General features: G+C 69.4%; 16 protein-coding genes and 1 tRNA gene. 7 read left to right on the top strand and 10 right to left on the bottom strand.

Annotated elements, in window-relative coordinates; translation table 11 throughout:
- Positions 1-22: 22 nt before the first annotated feature.
- On the bottom strand, positions 23-1,423 hold the full coding sequence (gene tilS, locus IT184_18790; GenBank protein ID MCC7010867.1) for a tRNA lysidine(34) synthetase TilS: 1,401 nt from the start codon (positions 1,421-1,423) through the stop codon (positions 23-25).
- A gap of 114 nt (positions 1,424-1,537) precedes the next feature.
- Between tilS and IT184_18795 the strand changes: the two genes are divergently transcribed.
- Positions 1,538-1,614: transfer RNA gene (locus IT184_18795), tRNA-Met, on the top strand.
- Positions 1,615-1,737: 123 nt separating this feature from the next.
- Here IT184_18795 and queA read toward each other — a convergent pair.
- Positions 1,738-2,802 (bottom strand): tRNA preQ1(34) S-adenosylmethionine ribosyltransferase-isomerase QueA, encoded by a 1,065-nt coding sequence (queA, locus tag IT184_18800; protein MCC7010868.1) that lies wholly within the window; start codon positions 2,800-2,802, stop codon positions 1,738-1,740.
- Between the two features lie 35 nt (positions 2,803-2,837).
- Complete coding sequence (locus IT184_18805; GenBank protein MCC7010869.1) at positions 2,838-3,293, bottom strand: DUF4112 domain-containing protein; 456 nt, start codon at positions 3,291-3,293, stop codon at positions 2,838-2,840.
- 100 nt (positions 3,294-3,393) lie between these two features.
- On the opposite strand from IT184_18805, the gene glgX reads away from it, so the two are divergent.
- Both glgX and IT184_18815 read left to right on the top strand, forming a co-directional pair.
- Entirely contained in the window at positions 3,394-5,502 is a 2,109-nt protein-coding gene (gene glgX / locus IT184_18810; protein MCC7010870.1) for a glycogen debranching protein GlgX, read from the top strand.
- 302 nt (positions 5,503-5,804) lie between these two features.
- The gene (locus IT184_18815; GenBank protein MCC7010871.1) at positions 5,805-8,246 is read left to right on the top strand and encodes an ABC transporter permease; all 2,442 of its coding nucleotides are present in this window, start codon (positions 5,805-5,807) and stop codon (positions 8,244-8,246) included.
- A gap of 283 nt (positions 8,247-8,529) precedes the next feature.
- On the opposite strand, the gene IT184_18820 is transcribed toward IT184_18815, so the two are convergent.
- Genes IT184_18820 through IT184_18845 form a run of 6 tightly spaced genes read right to left on the bottom strand, consistent with a single transcriptional unit; the run spans position 8,530 to position 12,955 of the window.
- Positions 8,530-8,979, bottom strand: a complete 450-nt coding sequence (locus tag IT184_18820) for a transposase (GenBank protein ID MCC7010872.1) — start codon at positions 8,977-8,979, stop codon at positions 8,530-8,532.
- Between the two features lie 56 nt (positions 8,980-9,035).
- Positions 9,036-10,034 (bottom strand): ketoacyl-ACP synthase III, encoded by a 999-nt coding sequence (locus tag IT184_18825; GenBank protein MCC7010873.1) that lies wholly within the window; start codon positions 10,032-10,034, stop codon positions 9,036-9,038.
- Positions 10,031-11,053: a Holliday junction branch migration DNA helicase RuvB gene (gene ruvB / locus IT184_18830; GenBank protein MCC7010874.1), complete on the bottom strand. Its 1,023-nt coding sequence runs from the start codon at positions 11,051-11,053 to the stop codon at positions 10,031-10,033. The genes IT184_18825 and ruvB overlap by 4 nt, the downstream gene beginning before the upstream one ends.
- Positions 11,054-11,055: 2 nt before the next feature.
- Positions 11,056-11,652: a Holliday junction branch migration protein RuvA gene (gene ruvA / locus IT184_18835; protein ID MCC7010875.1), complete on the bottom strand. Its 597-nt coding sequence runs from the start codon at positions 11,650-11,652 to the stop codon at positions 11,056-11,058.
- Entirely contained in the window at positions 11,649-12,209 is a 561-nt protein-coding gene (gene ruvC, locus IT184_18840) for a crossover junction endodeoxyribonuclease RuvC (GenBank protein ID MCC7010876.1), read from the bottom strand. Before ruvC ends, ruvA begins: the two co-directional genes overlap by 4 nt.
- Complete coding sequence (locus IT184_18845; GenBank protein MCC7010877.1) at positions 12,206-12,955, bottom strand: YebC/PmpR family DNA-binding transcriptional regulator; 750 nt, start codon at positions 12,953-12,955, stop codon at positions 12,206-12,208. The genes ruvC and IT184_18845 overlap by 4 nt, the downstream gene beginning before the upstream one ends.
- Before the next feature lie 411 nt (positions 12,956-13,366).
- Between IT184_18845 and IT184_18850 the strand changes: the two genes are divergently transcribed.
- From IT184_18850 to IT184_18865, 4 genes are read left to right on the top strand one after another with little or no spacing between them, the layout of a single operon-like run.
- Entirely contained in the window at positions 13,367-13,630 is a 264-nt protein-coding gene (locus tag IT184_18850) for a hypothetical protein (protein MCC7010878.1), read from the top strand.
- Entirely contained in the window at positions 13,627-13,944 is a 318-nt protein-coding gene (locus IT184_18855; GenBank protein MCC7010879.1) for a hypothetical protein, read from the top strand. The genes IT184_18850 and IT184_18855 overlap by 4 nt, the downstream gene beginning before the upstream one ends.
- Complete coding sequence (locus IT184_18860) at positions 13,944-14,351, top strand: PIN domain-containing protein (GenBank protein MCC7010880.1); 408 nt, start codon at positions 13,944-13,946, stop codon at positions 14,349-14,351. Before IT184_18855 ends, IT184_18860 begins: the two co-directional genes overlap by 1 nt.
- A 48-nt stretch (positions 14,352-14,399) precedes the next feature.
- A complete protein-coding gene (locus IT184_18865; protein ID MCC7010881.1) occupies positions 14,400-16,484 on the top strand; it encodes a VWA domain-containing protein in 2,085 nt (694 codons plus the stop codon).
- A 146-nt stretch (positions 16,485-16,630) separates the two neighbouring features.
- On the opposite strand, the gene IT184_18870 is transcribed toward IT184_18865, so the two are convergent.
- Positions 16,631-17,428: a class I SAM-dependent methyltransferase gene (locus tag IT184_18870; protein ID MCC7010882.1), complete on the bottom strand. Its 798-nt coding sequence runs from the start codon at positions 17,426-17,428 to the stop codon at positions 16,631-16,633.
- Between the last annotated feature and the right edge of the window lie 23 nt (positions 17,429-17,451).

Raw genomic sequence — 17,451 nt, forward strand, 5'->3', positions numbered from 1 at the left:
AGGAGGCTCTTCAAGGTTGAATTCACTGGTTGCCCTTCTTGAAATCCAAGATTACCACGCCTGATCCGGGCGAGGTCACGCGGCACTCCTCCGCGATTCCCACGCCCGCGACCCACACGATGCGGCCCGCGGCGTCGGCGACGAGCGGCACGCGATCCCGCTCTGTCCGTGGGACTTTGCGGTCGACGAACACGTCCTGCAACTTGCGGCGCCCGGGCGCGCCGAACGGGCGAAATCGATCCCCGAAGCGGCGGTTTCGCACCGTCAGCGGGAGAGACAACGCGCTGGCCTGGACGACAGCCCGGGTCTCGCCGTCGCCGAACGTGCGGAATGAGGAGGCGTCCTGTTCGAAGGACGCCTGAACCACCGCTCCGGTTTCACCGATCTGCACCCTTCCTGGAATCGGCAGCTCGTACGCGAACGCGATGCGGACCGGTCGCTCGTGGCCTGCCCCGGTGAACCGCAACGCCGGGCCAGTCCGCTCGACCGTCAGGCCGGACAAGTCGAGGTGTCCCGCCAGCCGACCCGATCCGGCGAGCCGGCGGACGGCTTCGATGTCTCGAAACGACGCGGAGCCGTCTGCCCGCTCGATCGCCTGCCGCACGATCCGGCGGGCCAGCGCAGGCGGAAGCTCGCGCAGACCTCGCACGTCGAGTACTTGGACACCAGCCGGCGAAGAAAGCGTCACCGCAGGGGTCAGCTCCGCCGCCGTACGCGTCAGGAACTGCTCATCGTCATCCGCGATCTCGGCGAAGCGGGCCAGGGCGGCGACGGCGCCGGGCCACTCTCGCACGATGACGGGCAGCACCTGATGGCGGAGATAGTTGCGCGGAATCGACACGTCCTCGTTCGTGCGATCCTCGCGCCACGCCGCGCCTCGAGCCTCGAGGTCGGCGAGGACGTCCGCCCTGCGGCAGTCGATCAAGGGCCGGACGTACGGGCCCCGCCTGGGCCGGACGGCCGAGACGCCGCGGCTGCCGGCGCCGCGCAAGAGCCGCAGCAGGACCGTTTCGGCCTGGTCGTCCCGCGTGTGGCCGGTGGCGACGAGCGTCGCGCCGAGCGCCCTCGCGCCCGCGTCGAGCGCCTCGTATCTGACGAGCCGCGCCGCCGCTTCCACGGACAACCGCCCGGCGTCGGCTCTCGACCGGACGTCCGACCGGATCGCATGGCATGAGAGACCCAGTTGCGCCGCCAGCCCGCGCACGAACTGCTCGTCCGCGTCGGCGTCGCCTGGCCGGAGCCCGTGATGAACGTGGAGGAGTCCAACCAGCGACCACGCGGCCTTTGCCGCGAGGTCGCTCAGCGCCCACGCCAGCGCCACCGAGTCGGCTCCGCCGGAGACGGCGACCGCCACGCGGTCGCCGGAGCCGATGAGGGCGCGGGCCCGGATCGTCCGCCTGACGCGCCGCAGCAAGGGAGACAAGGTCGTAGTCTAGCGGGCTTACGGCTTGGGCTTACGGCCAAGACACAGGCGGTGAGCCATTCGCGGCTTCCGGCTGGCGTCTTGTCTGGAACTTGACTACGATTGACAGAATCTGCCGGTGTAGCTCAGCTGGTTAGAGCATGCGGCTCATATCCGCAGTGTCCGGGGTTCAAGTCCCTGCACCGGCACCACCTCTCCTCCCGGGGGACCCGCCCCCCGGGCTTTCTCCCCCGTAGGCGTGAACCGCGAGGCTCGAGCCTTGGCCATGAGCCGCAAGGCGTAAGCCATGGGCTCCAAGTCGTGAGCCGGTCTTCTCAGAGCACGAGCATGGCATCGCCGTAGCTGTAGAACCGGAATCCGCGCGAGACCGCGTGGCGATAGGCGGCCATGATGAGGTCGACGCCGCCAAACGCAGCGACGAGCATCAGGAGCGACGAGCGTGGCAGGTGGAAATTGGTCAGCAGCCCGTCGATGGCGCGGAACCGGTAGCCGGGGTGGATGAAGAGGTCGGTCACGCCAGAGCCGGCCGGCACATCGTTGGCCGGGGCCGTCGCCGCGCTTTCCAGCGCCCGCGTCGTGGTCGTGCCGACCGCGATCACGCGGCCGCCGGCTGCGCGGGCATCGGCGATCGCCCGCGCGGCGGCCGACGAGATGGCATAGCGCTCCGCGTCGACGCGGTGCGCCTCGACCTGTTCGACGCGGACGGGCTTGAAGGTGCCGTACCCGACGTGCAGCGTCACCGTGGCCCATCCGATCCCGGCGTCGCGAAGCGACTGGAGGAGCGCCTCGTCGAAGTGCAGTCCCGCGGTGGGCGCCGCGATCGACCCGCGGCGAACGGCGAACACGGTCTGATAGCGCTCGCGATCCTCCGCGCTGTCCGGCCGATGGATGTAGGGCGGCAGCGGCACGTGTCCCAGCGCGTCGATCGCCTCGTCGACGCTATCGGCACCGGCCACGTCGAGGCGGATCGTGCGCCGGCCGAAGAAGTGCCGCTCGAGCACCTCGCCCGTGAGGCGCACGCCGGGCGCGCGCGTCGGATCGTCGAACACCAGGCGCGCGCCAGGCTTCAGCTTCTGGCCGGGGTGCACGAGCGCCTGCCACTCGCGCTCCGCGGTCTGCTCGAGCAGCAGACACTCGACCGCCCCGCCGCTCGGATCGCGACGCCCGAGCAGCCGTGCCGGGAACACGCGGGTGTCGTTCGCCACGAGCAGATCGTTGCGGCGAAGCCTGCTCGGCAGCTCCCGGATGGTCGCCTCCTCCCAGCAACCGGCGTCGCGATGGACGACCAGCAGGCGCGACGCTCCGCGTTCGCTTGGATGCTGCGCGATGAGTTCCGGAGGCAGGTCGAAGTCGAAAGCGGAAACCGAGAGCGGCGACACCGGATGGCTCCTGGATTCTAGACCACGCGCCGGCGCTACGGCAGCCGTCCCTCGAGCAGGCGCCAGAGCGAGAGCGCCATCCAGATCGCGGCCAGCATCACGCCGAACACGATGACGCCGAACAGGCCGGCGATCGTGAAGACGAACGCGTAGTCGCCACGCGTCGGGCGCCGGCCCGGGTGCGCGAACCGTTCGAGCAGCGCGAGATTCGCCGTGTTCGCGCGCCAGAACAGGTCGGCGACGTTGCCGGCGACCGGCACCGCGCCAATCGCCGCGTCGATCAGCGCGTTGACGAGCATGCGGGCGACGACGATCTTCGGAACGCCGAGCAGGAGGCCGTGGGAGATGACGGCGAGCGCGAACACGGGGCTCGCCAGATCGCCGAGGCCCGGCACCAGCGAGAGCAGCGGATCCAACCCGAACCGGATGTTCGTGCCGGGAATCCGGAAGCGCGCGTCGAGCAGCACGGCCCAGCGGCGCAGCAGTCGCATCGTGTGGTCCGGCGCGATCGGCACGGTCCCCTCACCTTACCGCGGCTCGTCGTGATGCGGGAGGCCAGGGCGATGGCGAACGCTGGCGTAAGATCTGCGCGTGCGCGTCTGGCCGGGCTCCCCTGCTCCCCTCGGTGCAACCTTCGACGGCAACGGAACCAACTTCGCGTTGTTCTCCGACCACGCGACGAAGGTGGAACTGTGCCTGTTCGATCGGCCCGGCGCGCGCGTCGAACAGCGGCGGGTACCGTTCGCGGAACGGACGAACGGCGTGTGGCACGCGTACCTGCCCGACGTGCGTCCCGGCCAGTTGTACGGCTACCGCGTCCACGGCCCCTGGGATCCGGCGCTCGGCCACCGATTCAATCCGGCCAAGCTCGTCCTCGATCCGTACGCGCGGGCGTTCGGCCGGGAGCTCGACTGGGACACGGCGCTCTTCGGCTTCGAGCGCGGCACCGACGGCGACGGCCCGCCCGACATGTCGGACAGCGCCCCGTTCGCCACGCTCGCCGTGGTCTCCGGCCACGAGCCGTTCGACTGGCTGGGCGATCGCCGGCCGGTGCGCCCGTGGTCCGATACGGTCATCTACGAGGCGCACGTGAAGGGCGCCACGGCGCGCCACGAATCGATTCCGCCCGCGCTGCGCGGAACGTTCCTTGGGCTGGCGTGCCCTCCGTTCATCGAGCACCTGCTCGGGCTCGGCGTGACGGCGGTCGAGCTGCTCCCGGTCCACGCTCACGCCGACGAGTGGGAAATCGCCGAGACGGCCCGAACGAACTACTGGGGCTACAACACGCTCTCCTTCTTCGTGCCCGATGCGCGCTTCGCCACGTCCTCCGCGACGCGCACGCGCGAGTTCAAGATGATGGTGCGGGCGCTGCACGAGGCCGGCCTCGAGGTCATCCTCGACGTGGTCTACAACCACACGGCGGAAGGCGGGCATCTCGGCCCGACGCTCTCGTGGCGCGGCATCGACAACCGCAGCTACTACCGCCTCGATCCCGGCCGGCCGTCGCGCTACGAAGACTTCACCGGCTGCGGCAATACGCTCGACCTGCGGCATCCGCGGGGGCTGCAGCTCGTGATGGACAGTCTCCGGTTCTGGGTCACGGAGATGCACGTCGACGGGTTCCGGTTCGACCTCACCACCGTGCTGGCGCGCGACTCGCCCGAGTTCACGCCTCGCGCGCCGCTGCTCCAGGCGATCGCCCAGGATCCGATGCTCGCCGGCGTCAAGCTCATCGCCGAGCCGTGGGATGTCGGGCCCGGCGGATTCCGGCTCGGCCAGTTCCCCGCGGGCTGGTCGGAATGGAACGCCTACTTCCGAGACGACGTCCGGCGCTTCTGGCGCGGCGATGCCGGCATGCTGTCGAAGCTCGCGTATCGCCTTTCGGGCAGCAGCGATCTGTTCGGCACCGCCCGGCGCGGCCCCACCGCGAGCATCAACTACGTCATCGCCCACGACGGGTTCACGCTGGCCGATCTCGTCTCGTATCGCGAGAAGCACAACGACGCGAACGGCGAGGGGAACCGCGACGGCGAGACGAACAACTTCAGTTGGAACTGCGGTGTCGAAGGCCCCACCGACGACGCGACCGTGCTCGAGCAGCGGGATCGGCACCGGCGCAATCTGATGACGACGCTGATCGTCTCGATCGGGGTGCCGATGATCTCGGGCGGCGACGAGGTCGGGCGATCGCAGCAGGGCAACAACAACGCGTACTGCCACGACTCGCCGTTGAGCTGGACGCCGTGGCGTCTCCAGGATCGCGACCGCGACTTCCTGGCGTTCGTGCGCCGGCTCGTCACGTTCCGGATGTCGCATCCGGTGTTCCGGCGCAGCACGTTCCTGAACGGCGCGGGTCACGCCGCCGCGGACGTGCGCTGGCTCCGGCCGGAAGGCGGCGAGATGACGCCGGCCGACTGGGCCGCCGGCGATCGGCGCGCGCTCGGGATGCTGCTCGACGGCCGCACGATCCCGCAGCGCACGGCGCGCGGCGAGCCCATCGTCGGCGCCACGCTGCTCGTGCTGTTCAACGCGAGTGACGCCGACCTCGCGTTCGAGCTGCCGGCCGCGGACGCTGCCGGCTCCTGGATCCTCGTGCTCGACACGGCCGAGCCCACGCGGCCGGCGCAGCCGATTGGCGATCAACGAACGCTCGCCGTGCCGGCCGGCAGCCTGGTCGTGTTACAGAAGCTTACGGCTTAATAATTGGGGCCTAGGGCTTACGGCTTACGACTCATGGCCTGAGGCGTAAGCGGCAAGGCCCAAGCCGTGAAGCGTAGGGCGTGAGGCGCAAGCCGTAAGACCTAAGCCGTACGCCCCACGAGTCCCCTGGCCGTCGGCCAGGCGCTGAAACGAGGACTGGTGTCGTTCGACGATCTCTCGTCGGGACATCGGCGCTATCGGTGACACGATTTGGCACGGTGAGCAACGCCTGCCCCGACGCCCTCGTCTAAGCGCCTGTGTCAACAACATCCTTCTCCGTTTCGGCCTTTCTGATGTCGCTCATGGCGCCTGCGCTCCGCCTCCTCAGCCGAGAAAAGCGGTTCGCGGACTTTGCCATCGTCACGTTGGCCATCGGTATCGGCGCACTGACCACAGCGTTCGCGATCGTCTATGGCGTGCTTCTCAAGCCGCTCCGATACGCAGAACCGGGACGTCTCTATGCGATCGCCGAGTTCGCATCCCAGTTTGCGAAGGAGTATCCCAGCCTGCCGGTCAACGCGGCGCACTTCAACCGATGGCAGCGGCAATGCGCGTCGTGCGAGTCAGGCGCGCTGATTCTCAGCAGCTCATTCGACCTCACCGGAGACGGCGAGCCCGAGCGTCTCGAGGGCGTGGAAACGACGTGGCAGTTGTTCCAGCTTCTCGGCGTGCGCCCGCAACTGGGGCGGACGTTCGTCGAAGACGATGACGTGCCAGGAAGTCCCGCGCACGTGGTAATGACCGACGCGCTGTGGCGCCGCCGCTTTGCTGCGGATCCAAGCATCGTCGGCCGGACGATTCAGCTCAACGACCAGGCCCATGTCGTCGTCGGCGTCCTGGCCCCGAACTTCCGGTTCCCCGTCGGCCGACAGCTCCACTCGGTCATGGCATTGCCCGACCGCACCGAGGTGTTCCGGCCGCTTCGTCTGCGGTGGGCCAATCTGTCGGATGTCGGAGGCTTCAACTTCGCGGGCGTGATGCGGCTGCGCCCTGGCGCCACGCCCGAGCGCGCGCAAGCGGAGATGACGGCGGCCGTCGCGGACGCGGGCGTGAAGATGAAGACGGAGCTTCGGGCGCTCCTCAGTCCCCTTCACGAGCGCATGACCGGCGCGTCTCGCGATGCCTTGTGGCTGCTATTTGGTGGTGTCGGTGCGCTGCTGCTGATCGTGTGCGCGAATCTCGGTCACATGATGGTCATCAGAGCGTCCCGCCGCACGCGCGACGCGGTCATTCGTCGGGCGCTCGGCGCACGAAGCCTGAGTCTCTTCGTCGAAACGATGTCGATAAGCGGCGCCGTCGCGGCCATTGGCGGCATCAGCGGCGCGGCGCTCGCGTTCGTTGGCGTGCGGTTGTTCGTGAACATGGCGCCAACGGACGTCCCGCGGCTGGATGAGATTGCCGTCAACGCACCGGCACTGATGTTCGCCGCCGGCATTTCCCTGGCGTGCGGCGTCATCTGCGGCCTCTGGCCCGCGATCCGGCTGAGCCGAGCGACATCGATCGCGGTGCTCAGGGAAGTCTCGCAACGTACCACGGAAACACGAGGCGCTCGCCGGATGCGGGAAGGGCTGGTGGCCGCCGAAGTCACACTGACTACCGTTCTGGTGATCGTGGCAGCCCTGCTCGGCATGAGCTTCCTCAGCGTCATGAACGTCGATCGCGGCTTCGACGTGAACCAGGTGCTCACGGCAGACATCACGTTGCCAGCCGCACGGTATCCGGGCAGTGACGACCGCGAACAGTTTCATCACCGGATGCTCGACGCCCTGAATACGCTGCCGGGCGTCACATCGGCCGGCCTCGTCAGCTCACTCCCATTGAAAGCGCAAAGCTGGCGAACCGTGATCAGAAAAGAAGGAGATGCGCGGCCGCTGCTCGAACATCCGTTGGCCCACTTCCGGTTCGTGAGCCCTCGCTATTTCGAGACGATGGGCATCGGCGTGCGCGAGGGACGCGTGATGTCGGATGACGATCACGGGCGCCCCGTGGCGGTGGTCTCCGCAAGCGCGGCCGCACGAGCGTGGCCCGGCGAGAGTCCGGTGGGCAAGCGCATTCGAGCAGACAGCGGCAACGGCACGGATCCGCGATGGGTCGATGTCGTTGGCGTCGTTGCCGACGTGCGCACCGTGGGGCTCGAGGAGGCGCCGCCCCTCATGGTCTACGTGCCCTATTGGGACGGAGTCCTGCACCAGGGCAATGTGTGGGGGAACGCAACGTACGTGCTCCGCACGCCGCACGATCCTGCCGCGCTGGCTGGCTCGCTCCGTCGCGCCGTCCGGGAACTCGACGCAGCGCTTCCCCTGGCGGACCTGCGGACCATGGAAGACGTCGCGCGAGCGTCGGTCGCGACGCGGCAATTCAACACGCTGCTCGCCGGCATCTTCGCCGCCGCGACGCTGGTGCTCGCCTGCCTCGGTGTGTATGGCGCGACCGAATATTCGGTGGCGTGCCGCACGCGCGAGATCGGACTCCGGATGGCGCTCGGTGCTCAACAATCCACCATCCTACGGCAGGTGCTGCTTCAGGGCATGTCACCGGTCATTGGTGGACTCGTGCTCGGTGTATTCGCCGCCCTCTGGGTCGGACGGATCATCGGCAGTATGTTCTTCGGTGTGGCGGCTCACGACCCAGTGACGATTGCCGTCGTCGCGTCGATCCTGACCATCGTCGGGGCTGCCGCGTGCTGGCTACCAGCGCGGCGCGCGGCAGCGATCGCCCCGGCCCACGCACTGCGCCAGGATTGAACCGGCACGTCGCGTCAATGAACCTCGAGCGGAGCGCGAGCGCCCGTCTATGGTGTTGCTTCCGTGAGCTTCCTCGTCCAGCCGACAGCTCCCAAGGAGACTGACTGGCTGCCGTGGGCCTCGGCAAAAAGGTCAGGGGCAGCACCCGGCCGAGGCTGTCGTGCGGCCGCTCCTGGTTGTAGATCCGCAGCCACGCGGTCGTGAGCGTGCGGAGTTCGGCGATCGATTCGAAGAGGTGCGCATTGAGCACCTCCGTCCGGTCGCTCCGATTGCCACTACTTTGTCACCTTCGTAAGGGTGGGGGAGTCTGCCGAAAGCTATCGAGCATCGCGAGGAGCCGGGGCGTGTGAATCACGTAGAGCAAGCCGAAGATTTCGCGGATCCACAAGCGGACGGTCGGTAGCGTGGGGGCGTCGAGGTCGGGCGTGCGGAGGCGTTCGGTCTGCAGGAAGGTGTGGGCCACGGCGACGAGGACCGCATGATGCGTCCACCCACGATAGCGCCGGCCTTCGAAGTGGTCGAAGCCGAGGTCATCTTTTAGTTCGCGATACTGCTGTTCAATCGGCCACCGGCTGCGGGCGAGCGTGACGAGGTCTTGCAGCGTGGCGTCGGCATCGAGATTGAGCAAGTAGTACTTCCGGTCGGTGCCATCGGGCGCTTGCTCGCAGAGCAGCCAGCGCTCACCGCGCGCCCGAGTGGGCCTCACGCGCAACGCGAGGAACTGACCGGTCAACGGGCCCTTCGTGCCTTGGCCCCACGACGGGCTGCCACCGGTCGGCGGGAGCCGCTCTACAGGCTCCACCGCAGCAGCACCGATCCTGCCGTGAACCCGGCGCCGACCGATCCGAGCAGCACGAGATCGCCTTTCTTCAGCCGCCCCTGACAGCGCGCGTCGGCGAGCGCGAGGGGGATCGTCGCGGCCGTCGTGTTGCCGAACCGATCGAGGTTGATCACGATCTTCTCGGGCGGCAGGCCGAGGCGCTCCGCGGTGCCCTCGATGATGCGCCGGTTGGCCTGATGCGAGACGTAGAGGTCGATGTCGGCGCCGGTCAGGTTGTTGCGCTCGAGCATCTTGAGCGCCATCTCCTGGCTCTTCTTGACGGCGAACCGGAAGACGGCCTGACCGTCCTGCTTCACGTAGTGGAGCCGCTGCTCCACCGTCTCGTGCGACGCGGGCCGCCGGCTGCCGCCGGCCGGCATGCACAGCACCTCGCCGCCCTTGCCGTCGATCTCGTGCACGAAGTCGATGATGGCGGGCTCGTCGGCGGCCGCCGGCGACAGCACGACGGCGCCGGCGCCGTCGCCGAACAGGATGCACGTGGCCCGATCGGTGTAGTCGATGATGCTCGACATCACGTCGGCGCCGACGACGAGCGCGTGCTCGACGGCGCCGGTCGCGACCATCGTCCAGCCGACGCTCAGCGAGTACGTGAAGCCGGAGCAGGCGGCGCCGAGATCGAACCCCCAGGCGTGCGGCGCCGCGAGCTTCGCCTGCAGGAGGCACGCCGTGCTCGGGAACATCGTATCGGGCGTCGTCGTGCCGACGACGATGAAGCCGATGTCGGCGGGCGTGAGCCCGGCGTCGCGGATCGCCGCAACCGCCGCCGGCTCCGCGATCTCCGACGTGCCGACGCCAGGCTCGACGATGTGCCGCTCGCGGATTCCGGTGCGCTGGACGATCCACTCGTTCGTCGTCTCGACCATCTTCTCGAGGTCGTCGTTCGTCAGGACGCGCGGAGGGACGTAGGTACCCAGCCCCGAGATCTTCACGCGCCGCACGGTCTTCACCACAGCCGGTTGTCCTTCCCGGGCGCGATCAGCCCGAAGTACTCGTACGCGCGCGCGGTGGCGACCCGCCCGCGCGGCGTGCGATCCAGGAAGCCGATCTGGATCAGATACGGCTCGTAGATGTCCTCGATGGCGTCCTTCTCTTCGCCGATCGCCGCGGCGAGGCTGTTGAGGCCGACCGGCCCGCCCGAGAACTTGTCGATGATCGTGCGGAGCAGCCGCCGATCCGCCTCGTCGAACCCGTGCGCGTCGACCTCGAGCAGCCGCAGCGCGTCGAGACAGACGGCCGCGGTAATCCGCCCGTCGGCCCGCACTTCCGCGAAGTCGCGCACGCGGCGCAGCAAGCGGTTCGCGATGCGCGGCGTGCCGCGCGACCGGCGGGCGATCTCGGCGGCCGCCTCGGACGCGATCGCGACACCCAGGATCCGGGCCGACCGCGTGAGGATCGTCGTGACGTCCGACTCCTCGTAGAAATCGAGCCGATGCACGATGCCGAACCGCGCGCGCAACGGGGACGTGAGCAGGCCGGCGCGCGTCGTCGCGCCGACGAGCGTGAACGGCTGCAGCGGCACCTTGACCGAGCGGGCGCCAGGGCCCTGCCCGATCATGATGTCCAGCTCGAAGTCCTCCATCGCCGGATAGAGGATCTCCTCGATGGCCGCGCTCATCCGGTGCACTTCGTCGATGAAGAGCACGTCGCGCGCCTGCAGGTTCGTGAGAATCGCCGCGAGGTCGCCCGGCCGCTCGAGCACGGGCCCGGACGTCGATCGCACCGGCACGCCGAGCTCGTTGCCGATGACGTACGCGAGCGTGGTCTTGCCGAGACCGGGCGGGCCGTACAGCAGGACGTGATCGAGCGCTTCGTGACGCTGCTTCGCGGCGGCGATCGAGACCTGCAGGTTGGCGCGCACGCGTTCCTGCCCGATGTAGTCGTCGAGCGTCCGCGGACGGAGCCCGGTCTCGTACTGGGCGTCGTCGTCCACGCGGGATGCGGTCGTGAGCCGGGCGTCGGCCGTCATGATCAGCGCGCGAGCTCCCGCAGCGTCTCGCGCAGGAGCGGTTCGAACGCGCGCGCCTCGCTGCGGCCGATGACGGTGTCGACCGTCTTCTCGACCGCGTGGCGCTGGTAGCCGAGGTTGACGAGCGCCGAGAGGATGTCGTCCCTGACCTCGTCGCCGCCCGCCCGCCGTGGCGCGTCGGCCGCCTCGTCCACGGCGGCCGGCAGCCGATCCTTCAGCTCGAGCACGAGCCGCTCCGCCGTCTTGCGGCCGATCCCCGGCGTCCGCGTGAGACGCGCCACGTCGCCGTGGCGCACCGCGCGCACGAGCTCGGCAGGCTCGATCCCGGACAGCACGGCGAGCGCCAGCTTCGGCCCGACGCCGTTCACGCCGATCAGCCGCTCGAACAGCGTGCGTTCCAACGCCGTGTGGAAACCGTACAGTTGAATGGCCTCGTCGGTCACCCGCGTGTAGACGCCGAGCGCGACCCGCTCGCCGCGATCGCCGACGGCGTAGAACGTCGAGAGCGGCACGAGGACCTCGTAGCCCACGCCACCGACGTCCACCACCAGTCGAGGGACCTGTTTCTCGAGCAGCGTGCCGGACAGATGCGCGATCACGGCGCCTGTCGTCGGGCGCCGGCCGGCAACTGGGCGTGCCGCCAGCTCCGGAGATGGCGCGGCACGCGCGCCGGCGTGGCATGCGCCGAGCCGGCCGACTGCGCGTGGCAGAGCGCGACGGCGAGCGCATCGGCGGCATCGTGCGGCGCGGGAGGTACCTCCAGACCGAGCAGCAGCTTGACCATCTGCTGCATCTGCGTCTTCTCCGCGCGGCCGTAGCCGGTCACCGCGACCTTGATTTCAGCGGGCGCGTACTCGTACGGCCGGAGGCCGGCCTCGATCACCGCGAGCACGGCGACGCCGCGAGCCTGGCCGAGGACGAGCGCGCTGCGCACGTTGCGGGCGTGAAAGAGCGTTTCGATGGCCACGCAATCCGGCGCGTGCGCGCGCAGCAGTTCGCGAAGGCCGTCGTGGATCACGCGCAGCCGTTCGGGAAGCGTCGACGCGAGCGGCGGCGACACCGCACCGCAGGCGACGAGCCGATGCCGGGTGCCGTCCGACTCCACGCAGCCGTAGCCGGTGCGGACGGATCCCGGATCGATCCCGAAGATCCTCACGCCAGGGAGGCCTCGATTTCCTTCTCGTCGAGATCGACGTTCGACCACACGTTCTTCGTGTCGTCGTGCTCCTCGAGCATCTCCATCAGCTTGATCATCTGCTGGGCCGGCTTGCCTTCGAGCTTGATGTAGTTCTGCGGCAGCATGGCGATCTCGCTCGTGTCGGGCTCGATGCCGAGCTTCTTCACCGCCTCGAGCACCGCCCCGTGCGCCTCCGGCGCGCTGATGATCTCCCAGGCCTCGCCGTCGTCTCGCATGTCGTCGGCGCCGGCGTCGAGAACGACGTTCATCAGCGCATCCTCGCTCGCCTTGGACTTGTCGACGACGATGTGCCCCTTCTTCTCGAACATCCAGGCCACACTGTTCGACTCGCCGAGGTTCCCGCCGTACTTGCCGAAGATGTGCCGGATCTCGCTGACGGTGCGGTTCTTGTTGTCGGTGAGCGCCTCGACGATGAGCGCCACGCCGCCGGGACCGTAGCCTTCGTAGGTCACCTCGTCGTAGCTGACGCCCTCCTCCTCACCCGTGCCGCGGCGGATCGCGCGCTTGATGTTGTCGGCGGGCATGTTGACCTGTTTCGCGTCCGCGATCACGGTGCGAAGCCGCGGATTGGTATCCGGGTCGCCGCCGCCGTTGCGGGCCGCGACGGTCAGCTCCTTGATGATCCGCGTGAACACCTTGCCGCGCTTGGCGTCGGCGGCGCCCTTCTTGTGCTTGATCGTGTGCCACTTGGAATGGCCGGACATTGCTCGCTCGCTTTCCCAGATATCGAAGACGGACCGCGAATTTTAGCATGCGGTCAGGACCGTTTCAGCCTGCCGTGCGAGACCTCAGCGGCGGCCGTCCCGGCGGCATCGCATCGTCGTCCGCCACCCGCAGCGCCGCGTACAATGACCGTGTGTCCCGCGAGGATCTGATCCGATTCGTGAGGCGCGACTGGGCGAGGGTCGCTCGAGCCAAGGATCAGCACTGGCTTCGGCAGAAGCGCAGCCGGGTGGCGTCCGACGCCTGCCGCGCGGCTGACGACCTGCGCGGTCAGGCGCGGGATGCCGCCCGCCCGCGAACCTCGTCGCTGGCCGACCGGCTCGCGGATCTCGAGACGCATGGTCGCGTCGGGCGCGCCTTGCGTGCCGTCACTTCCTCCGTCCGCTGAACTCTTGGCCGCGCTGTCGCGCGCGCTCGCCGACCTCGGCGTCGGATGGTACGTCTTCGGCGCGCAGGCCGTGGTGCACTGGGGACGGCCTCGTCTCACCGAGGACATCGACGTGACGGTGCAGCTCGGCACCATCGGCACGGCGGACGCGATCGAACGGCTGCAGCGAGCCGGGTTCGCCGCGCGCGGCGAGGACACACCGGACTTCATCGCGACCCGGGTAGGCGTCCCCTCGCCGCTGTGGGCGTATGATGGCATATACATATGAAGCGGACGACGATCTTCATCCCGGAGGAGCTCGAACGCGGGCTGCAGATTTACGCCGGCCGCGTCGGTAAGCCGGTCGCGTTCGTCGTCCGCGAAGCCATTGCCGCGTACATTGCCGAAACGCCCGGCGCGCGCGTCCTGCCGTCGTTCGCCCGCGCGTTCGACAGCCGCCATTCGGACACGGCCGAGCGTCAAGATGAGCTGGTCTTCCGGGGACTGGCGCCGCACGGCGACGACACGCGTCCCCGCCGCCGTAACGCTCCCGCCGGCGATCGCAAGGCGCCGCGGCGACGGCGCGTCCGCGGGCCGCGCTGATGCCGCTGCTCGTCGATACGGGCATCCTCTACGCGCTGGCCGACCGGCGCGACGCCTGGCACCAGCGCGTGATCGAATACGTCGAAGCATCCCGCCAGCCCATGCTTGCGCCGATCACCGTGCTGCCGGAAGTCGCGTACCTCCTGCGCGAGCGCATCGGGCCAGAAGCCGAGCAGGCGTTCGTGCGCTCGGTAGCGGACGGCGAGGTGGCGGTCGAAGGGCTCACGCGGCGAGACTGGACGCGAATCGAGACGCTGATGGCGACGTACGGATTCCTCGGGATGGTGGATGCGTCGATCGTGGCCATCTGCGAACGCCTGAAGCTCAGAACGCTCGCCACCACCGACAGGAGACATTTCCACGCCGTACGGCCCGCGCACGTCTCGGCGCTGGCGCTCGTGCCCTGACGCGCGTGGCGCGGTGCGGCCGCGCAGGTGAGCTGCTATGCTCGCCCGATGCCCCGCAGCGACGAACCGGGGAGCCGGCTCGCTGAGCCAGCTCCGAGCCGCCGCGTGCTCGCGCTCGTCGCGGCCGCGCTCGTGCTGGCTGCGCAGCCCGCCGCACAGGATCCGCCGGCGCCGCCGCAGACCTTCCGCGCCGGCGTCGATCTCGTCCGCATCGACGTCACGGTCCTGGACGAGCAGCACAGGCCCGTCCGCGGTCTGACGCCCGCCGACTTCACGATCAAGGAAAACGGCCGACCGCAGCGCATCGTCGCGCTCGACGAGATCCGCGCGGCCGACGTCGACAGCCCGCCGAGCGCCTGGATGCGGTACGCGCCGCGCGACGTCGCGTCGAATCGGCTCGCCGACGATCTCGGCGACGGCCAGGCCGTGGCGATCGTGCTCGACGATTTCCATACGCCCGACGACAGCACCGACATGGCGGTCGGCACGCGCGAGGTCGCCCGGTTCATCGTGGACCACCTCGGGCCGTCGGATCTGGCCGCGGTGGTCCATCCCTTCAAGCCCGGCCGCACGCAGGACTTCACGCGGGATCGGGCGAAGCTGCTCGACGCGATCGATCGGTTCGACGCGGAGCAGCCGGAGTTCATGGTGATTCGGGAGCGAGTGTCCGGATCGGTCGGGGGCGACATCCAGCGCGACAGCCCGGCGCTCGGGCGGGATCCCTGCTTTCAAGCGCAGCCGGTGATTCCCACGCTGCGCGCCGTGACCGCCGCGCTCGCCACCGTGCCGCAGCGGCGCAAGGCGCTCTTCTTCGTCAGCGTCGGCCTGCCGTTCAGGTTCACCCCCGGGAACACGCGCTGTCAGGGCCTGCTCTACGACGAGCTGCGCCGCACGTTCGAAACGGCACAGCGCTTCAACGTCAACATCCATCCGATCGATCCGGCCGGCGCGGCCGGGTACATGCGCTTCATCCAGCAACCGCGGCTTCGCAACGCGCGCATCGTGCCGGGCCTGACGGCCGCGCAAGCGAGCCAGGCCGCGCACCTCCGGCACGACTTCCTCGAGACGCTGGGCGAGCAGACGGGCGGCCGGCCGATCGTCGCGACCGACGATCTGCAGGGCGCGATCGCGGCCGTGTTCGAGGAGTACGGCTCGTACTACCTCGTCGGCTACGAGACGGCTCCGAACTTCGACGGGCGCTTCAGGCAGATCGCCGTCACGGTCAACCGCCGCGACGTCGAGGTGCGGGCCCGGCGAGGCCGCTGGGCGCCGAACGCGACAGACCTCACCGCGACCGGCGCCGGCCCGCGCCGCGTCACGTGCGTCTTCGATTGCTGGTATCTGCCGCCGAAGCCGAGCGAGGTGCAGCTCACCGGGCTGAGCCCGTACGAACCGCTGCCGCTTCGCGCGCTGGCCGTACCGGTCGCCGCCGCGCGCGACGGCTCGACGACCGAGATCGCCGCGGTCATCACCGTCCGGCTGCCGCCGGTCGTGAGGCCGCTCGACGAGACGCTCACGCTCGTCCGCACGGTGTACGACGCCAACGGTCGCGCGAGCCCGCCCGTCCTCGAAACCGCGACGCGCCGGATCGAACCGGGCCCCGGCGAGGCCGCGGAGTACGACGTCTGGTCGCGGTTCAGCCTTCCGCCCGGGCGATACGACGTGCGCTTCAACGCGACGAGCCGCCTCGCGGACGCGAGCGGAAGCGTTCACGCGGAGGTGACGGTTCCCGCGCCGGCCAGGACGCCGGCCGCCGGGCCGATCGTGCTCGGGAAGGACGCGAGCGAGGGCCGCGCCGATCCGTTCCCGAGCCTCCTGCCGGTGGCGCCCACGACGAGCCGTGAGTTCGCGAGGAGCGATCGCATCACCGCCGTGATGCGGCTGTTCGCGCCCGGCGGGGCGCCCGAACACGACGTGCACGTCACCGGCACCATCGTCGGCAGCGACGGCCGCGAGGTGCTGGCGTTGCCGAGCTCGATGATTCGCGCCGACGCGTTCGCCGCCACCGGCTGGGCCGACTACCGGCTCGACCTGCCGCTCGCCGAGCTCCCCTCGGGTCTTCACCTGCTGAGCCTGACGGCGAGGTTCGATACCACCTCCGCCCGGCGTGACGTGGTGTTCAGGGCAAGGTAGGGCTTGCGCTCATGGCTCACGGTGCGGCGCGGGTGGCGCCGGACGGGGCCGGCGCAGGCGACGCCCATGATCACGCGTGGTGCGGAGCACCCGCAGGGCTGTCCGGCGACAGGCCCCGCGCTCGCCGACTGGCGTAGGGCTCCCGGCTACGGCTTGCGGATGAGCTTCTTCGCGAGGATTACCCAGGCCTCGGCGTCGGGTGTCCACGCTCGGCCGCGATAGTCGCCCAGCACGGCCTCGACGCGGAAGCCGGCGGCCGACAGTCGCGCGGCGATCTGTTGCACCGAGACCGTGCGGAACGTGAGAGAGAACACGCGCACGAGCTTGCGGCGGCCGCGCCGTTCGATGAACTCCTCGTCGAAGATCGTGAGGCCGCGCCGCCGATCCTGTCGCACCGTCTCGACGAGCGTGACGTGCGTGCCTCGCTCGCTCCGACCACGCAGCCGCACCTGCTGCCGGTACTCCTTCCACGCTGGCAGGTCCGGCACGAGATCGATACCGAACGTGCCGCCGCGCTTCAGGACGCGCGCGACCTCGGCCACAAGCGCGTCGAGGTCGCGATCGTGGAGCAACGATTGCAGCAGTCCATACGCGGCGATCACGGCGCCGAACGTGTTCGCGGCGTACGGCAGCGTCCGGATATCGCCGCGGACGATCGCCGGTCGCCGGCCGCGCTCCAGCCGCCGCGCGCGGACGCGGGCGCGTTCGAGCATCGGAGCCGACCGATCGATGCCGACGACGGGAACACCGGCGCGCGCGATCGGCACGAGGACTCGGCCCGTGCCGCAGCCAAGCTCGAGCACCGGCGGAACGGCCTGACGCGCGATCGTCTTCCAGAACGCAACGTCACGGCGCCCGAACGTGCGCGCGTTCTCCCAATCGTAGAAGGCGGCGTACTCGTCCCAGCCCTGCCAGCCGTGTGGAGATCTTCCGGAAGGCTTCACTACTCCGGACCTTTCGACAGCCA

This window comes from Acidobacteriota bacterium (genome assembly GCA_020853395.1).
Taxonomy (GTDB): Bacteria; Acidobacteriota; Vicinamibacteria; order Vicinamibacterales; family SCN-69-37; genus JADYYY01.

What these genes read in the sequence shown, in the direction of transcription:
- IT184_18805 (MCC7010869.1), bottom strand. Translation starts at nt 3,293, where the DNA reads ATGCGACTGCTGCGCCGCTGGGCCGTGCTGCTCGACGCGCGCTTCCGG.
- IT184_18815 (MCC7010871.1), top strand. Translation starts at nt 5,805, where the DNA reads ATGGCGCCTGCGCTCCGCCTCCTCAGCCGAGAAAAGCGGTTCGCGGAC.
- ruvB (MCC7010874.1), bottom strand. Translation starts at nt 11,053, where the DNA reads ATGACGGCCGACGCCCGGCTCACGACCGCATCCCGCGTGGACGACGAC.
- IT184_18845 (MCC7010877.1), bottom strand. Translation starts at nt 12,955, where the DNA reads ATGTCCGGCCATTCCAAGTGGCACACGATCAAGCACAAGAAGGGCGCC.
- IT184_18855 (MCC7010879.1), top strand. Translation starts at nt 13,627, where the DNA reads ATGAAGCGGACGACGATCTTCATCCCGGAGGAGCTCGAACGCGGGCTG.
- IT184_18860 (MCC7010880.1), top strand. Translation starts at nt 13,944, where the DNA reads ATGCCGCTGCTCGTCGATACGGGCATCCTCTACGCGCTGGCCGACCGG.
- IT184_18865 (MCC7010881.1), top strand. Translation starts at nt 14,400, where the DNA reads ATGCCCCGCAGCGACGAACCGGGGAGCCGGCTCGCTGAGCCAGCTCCG.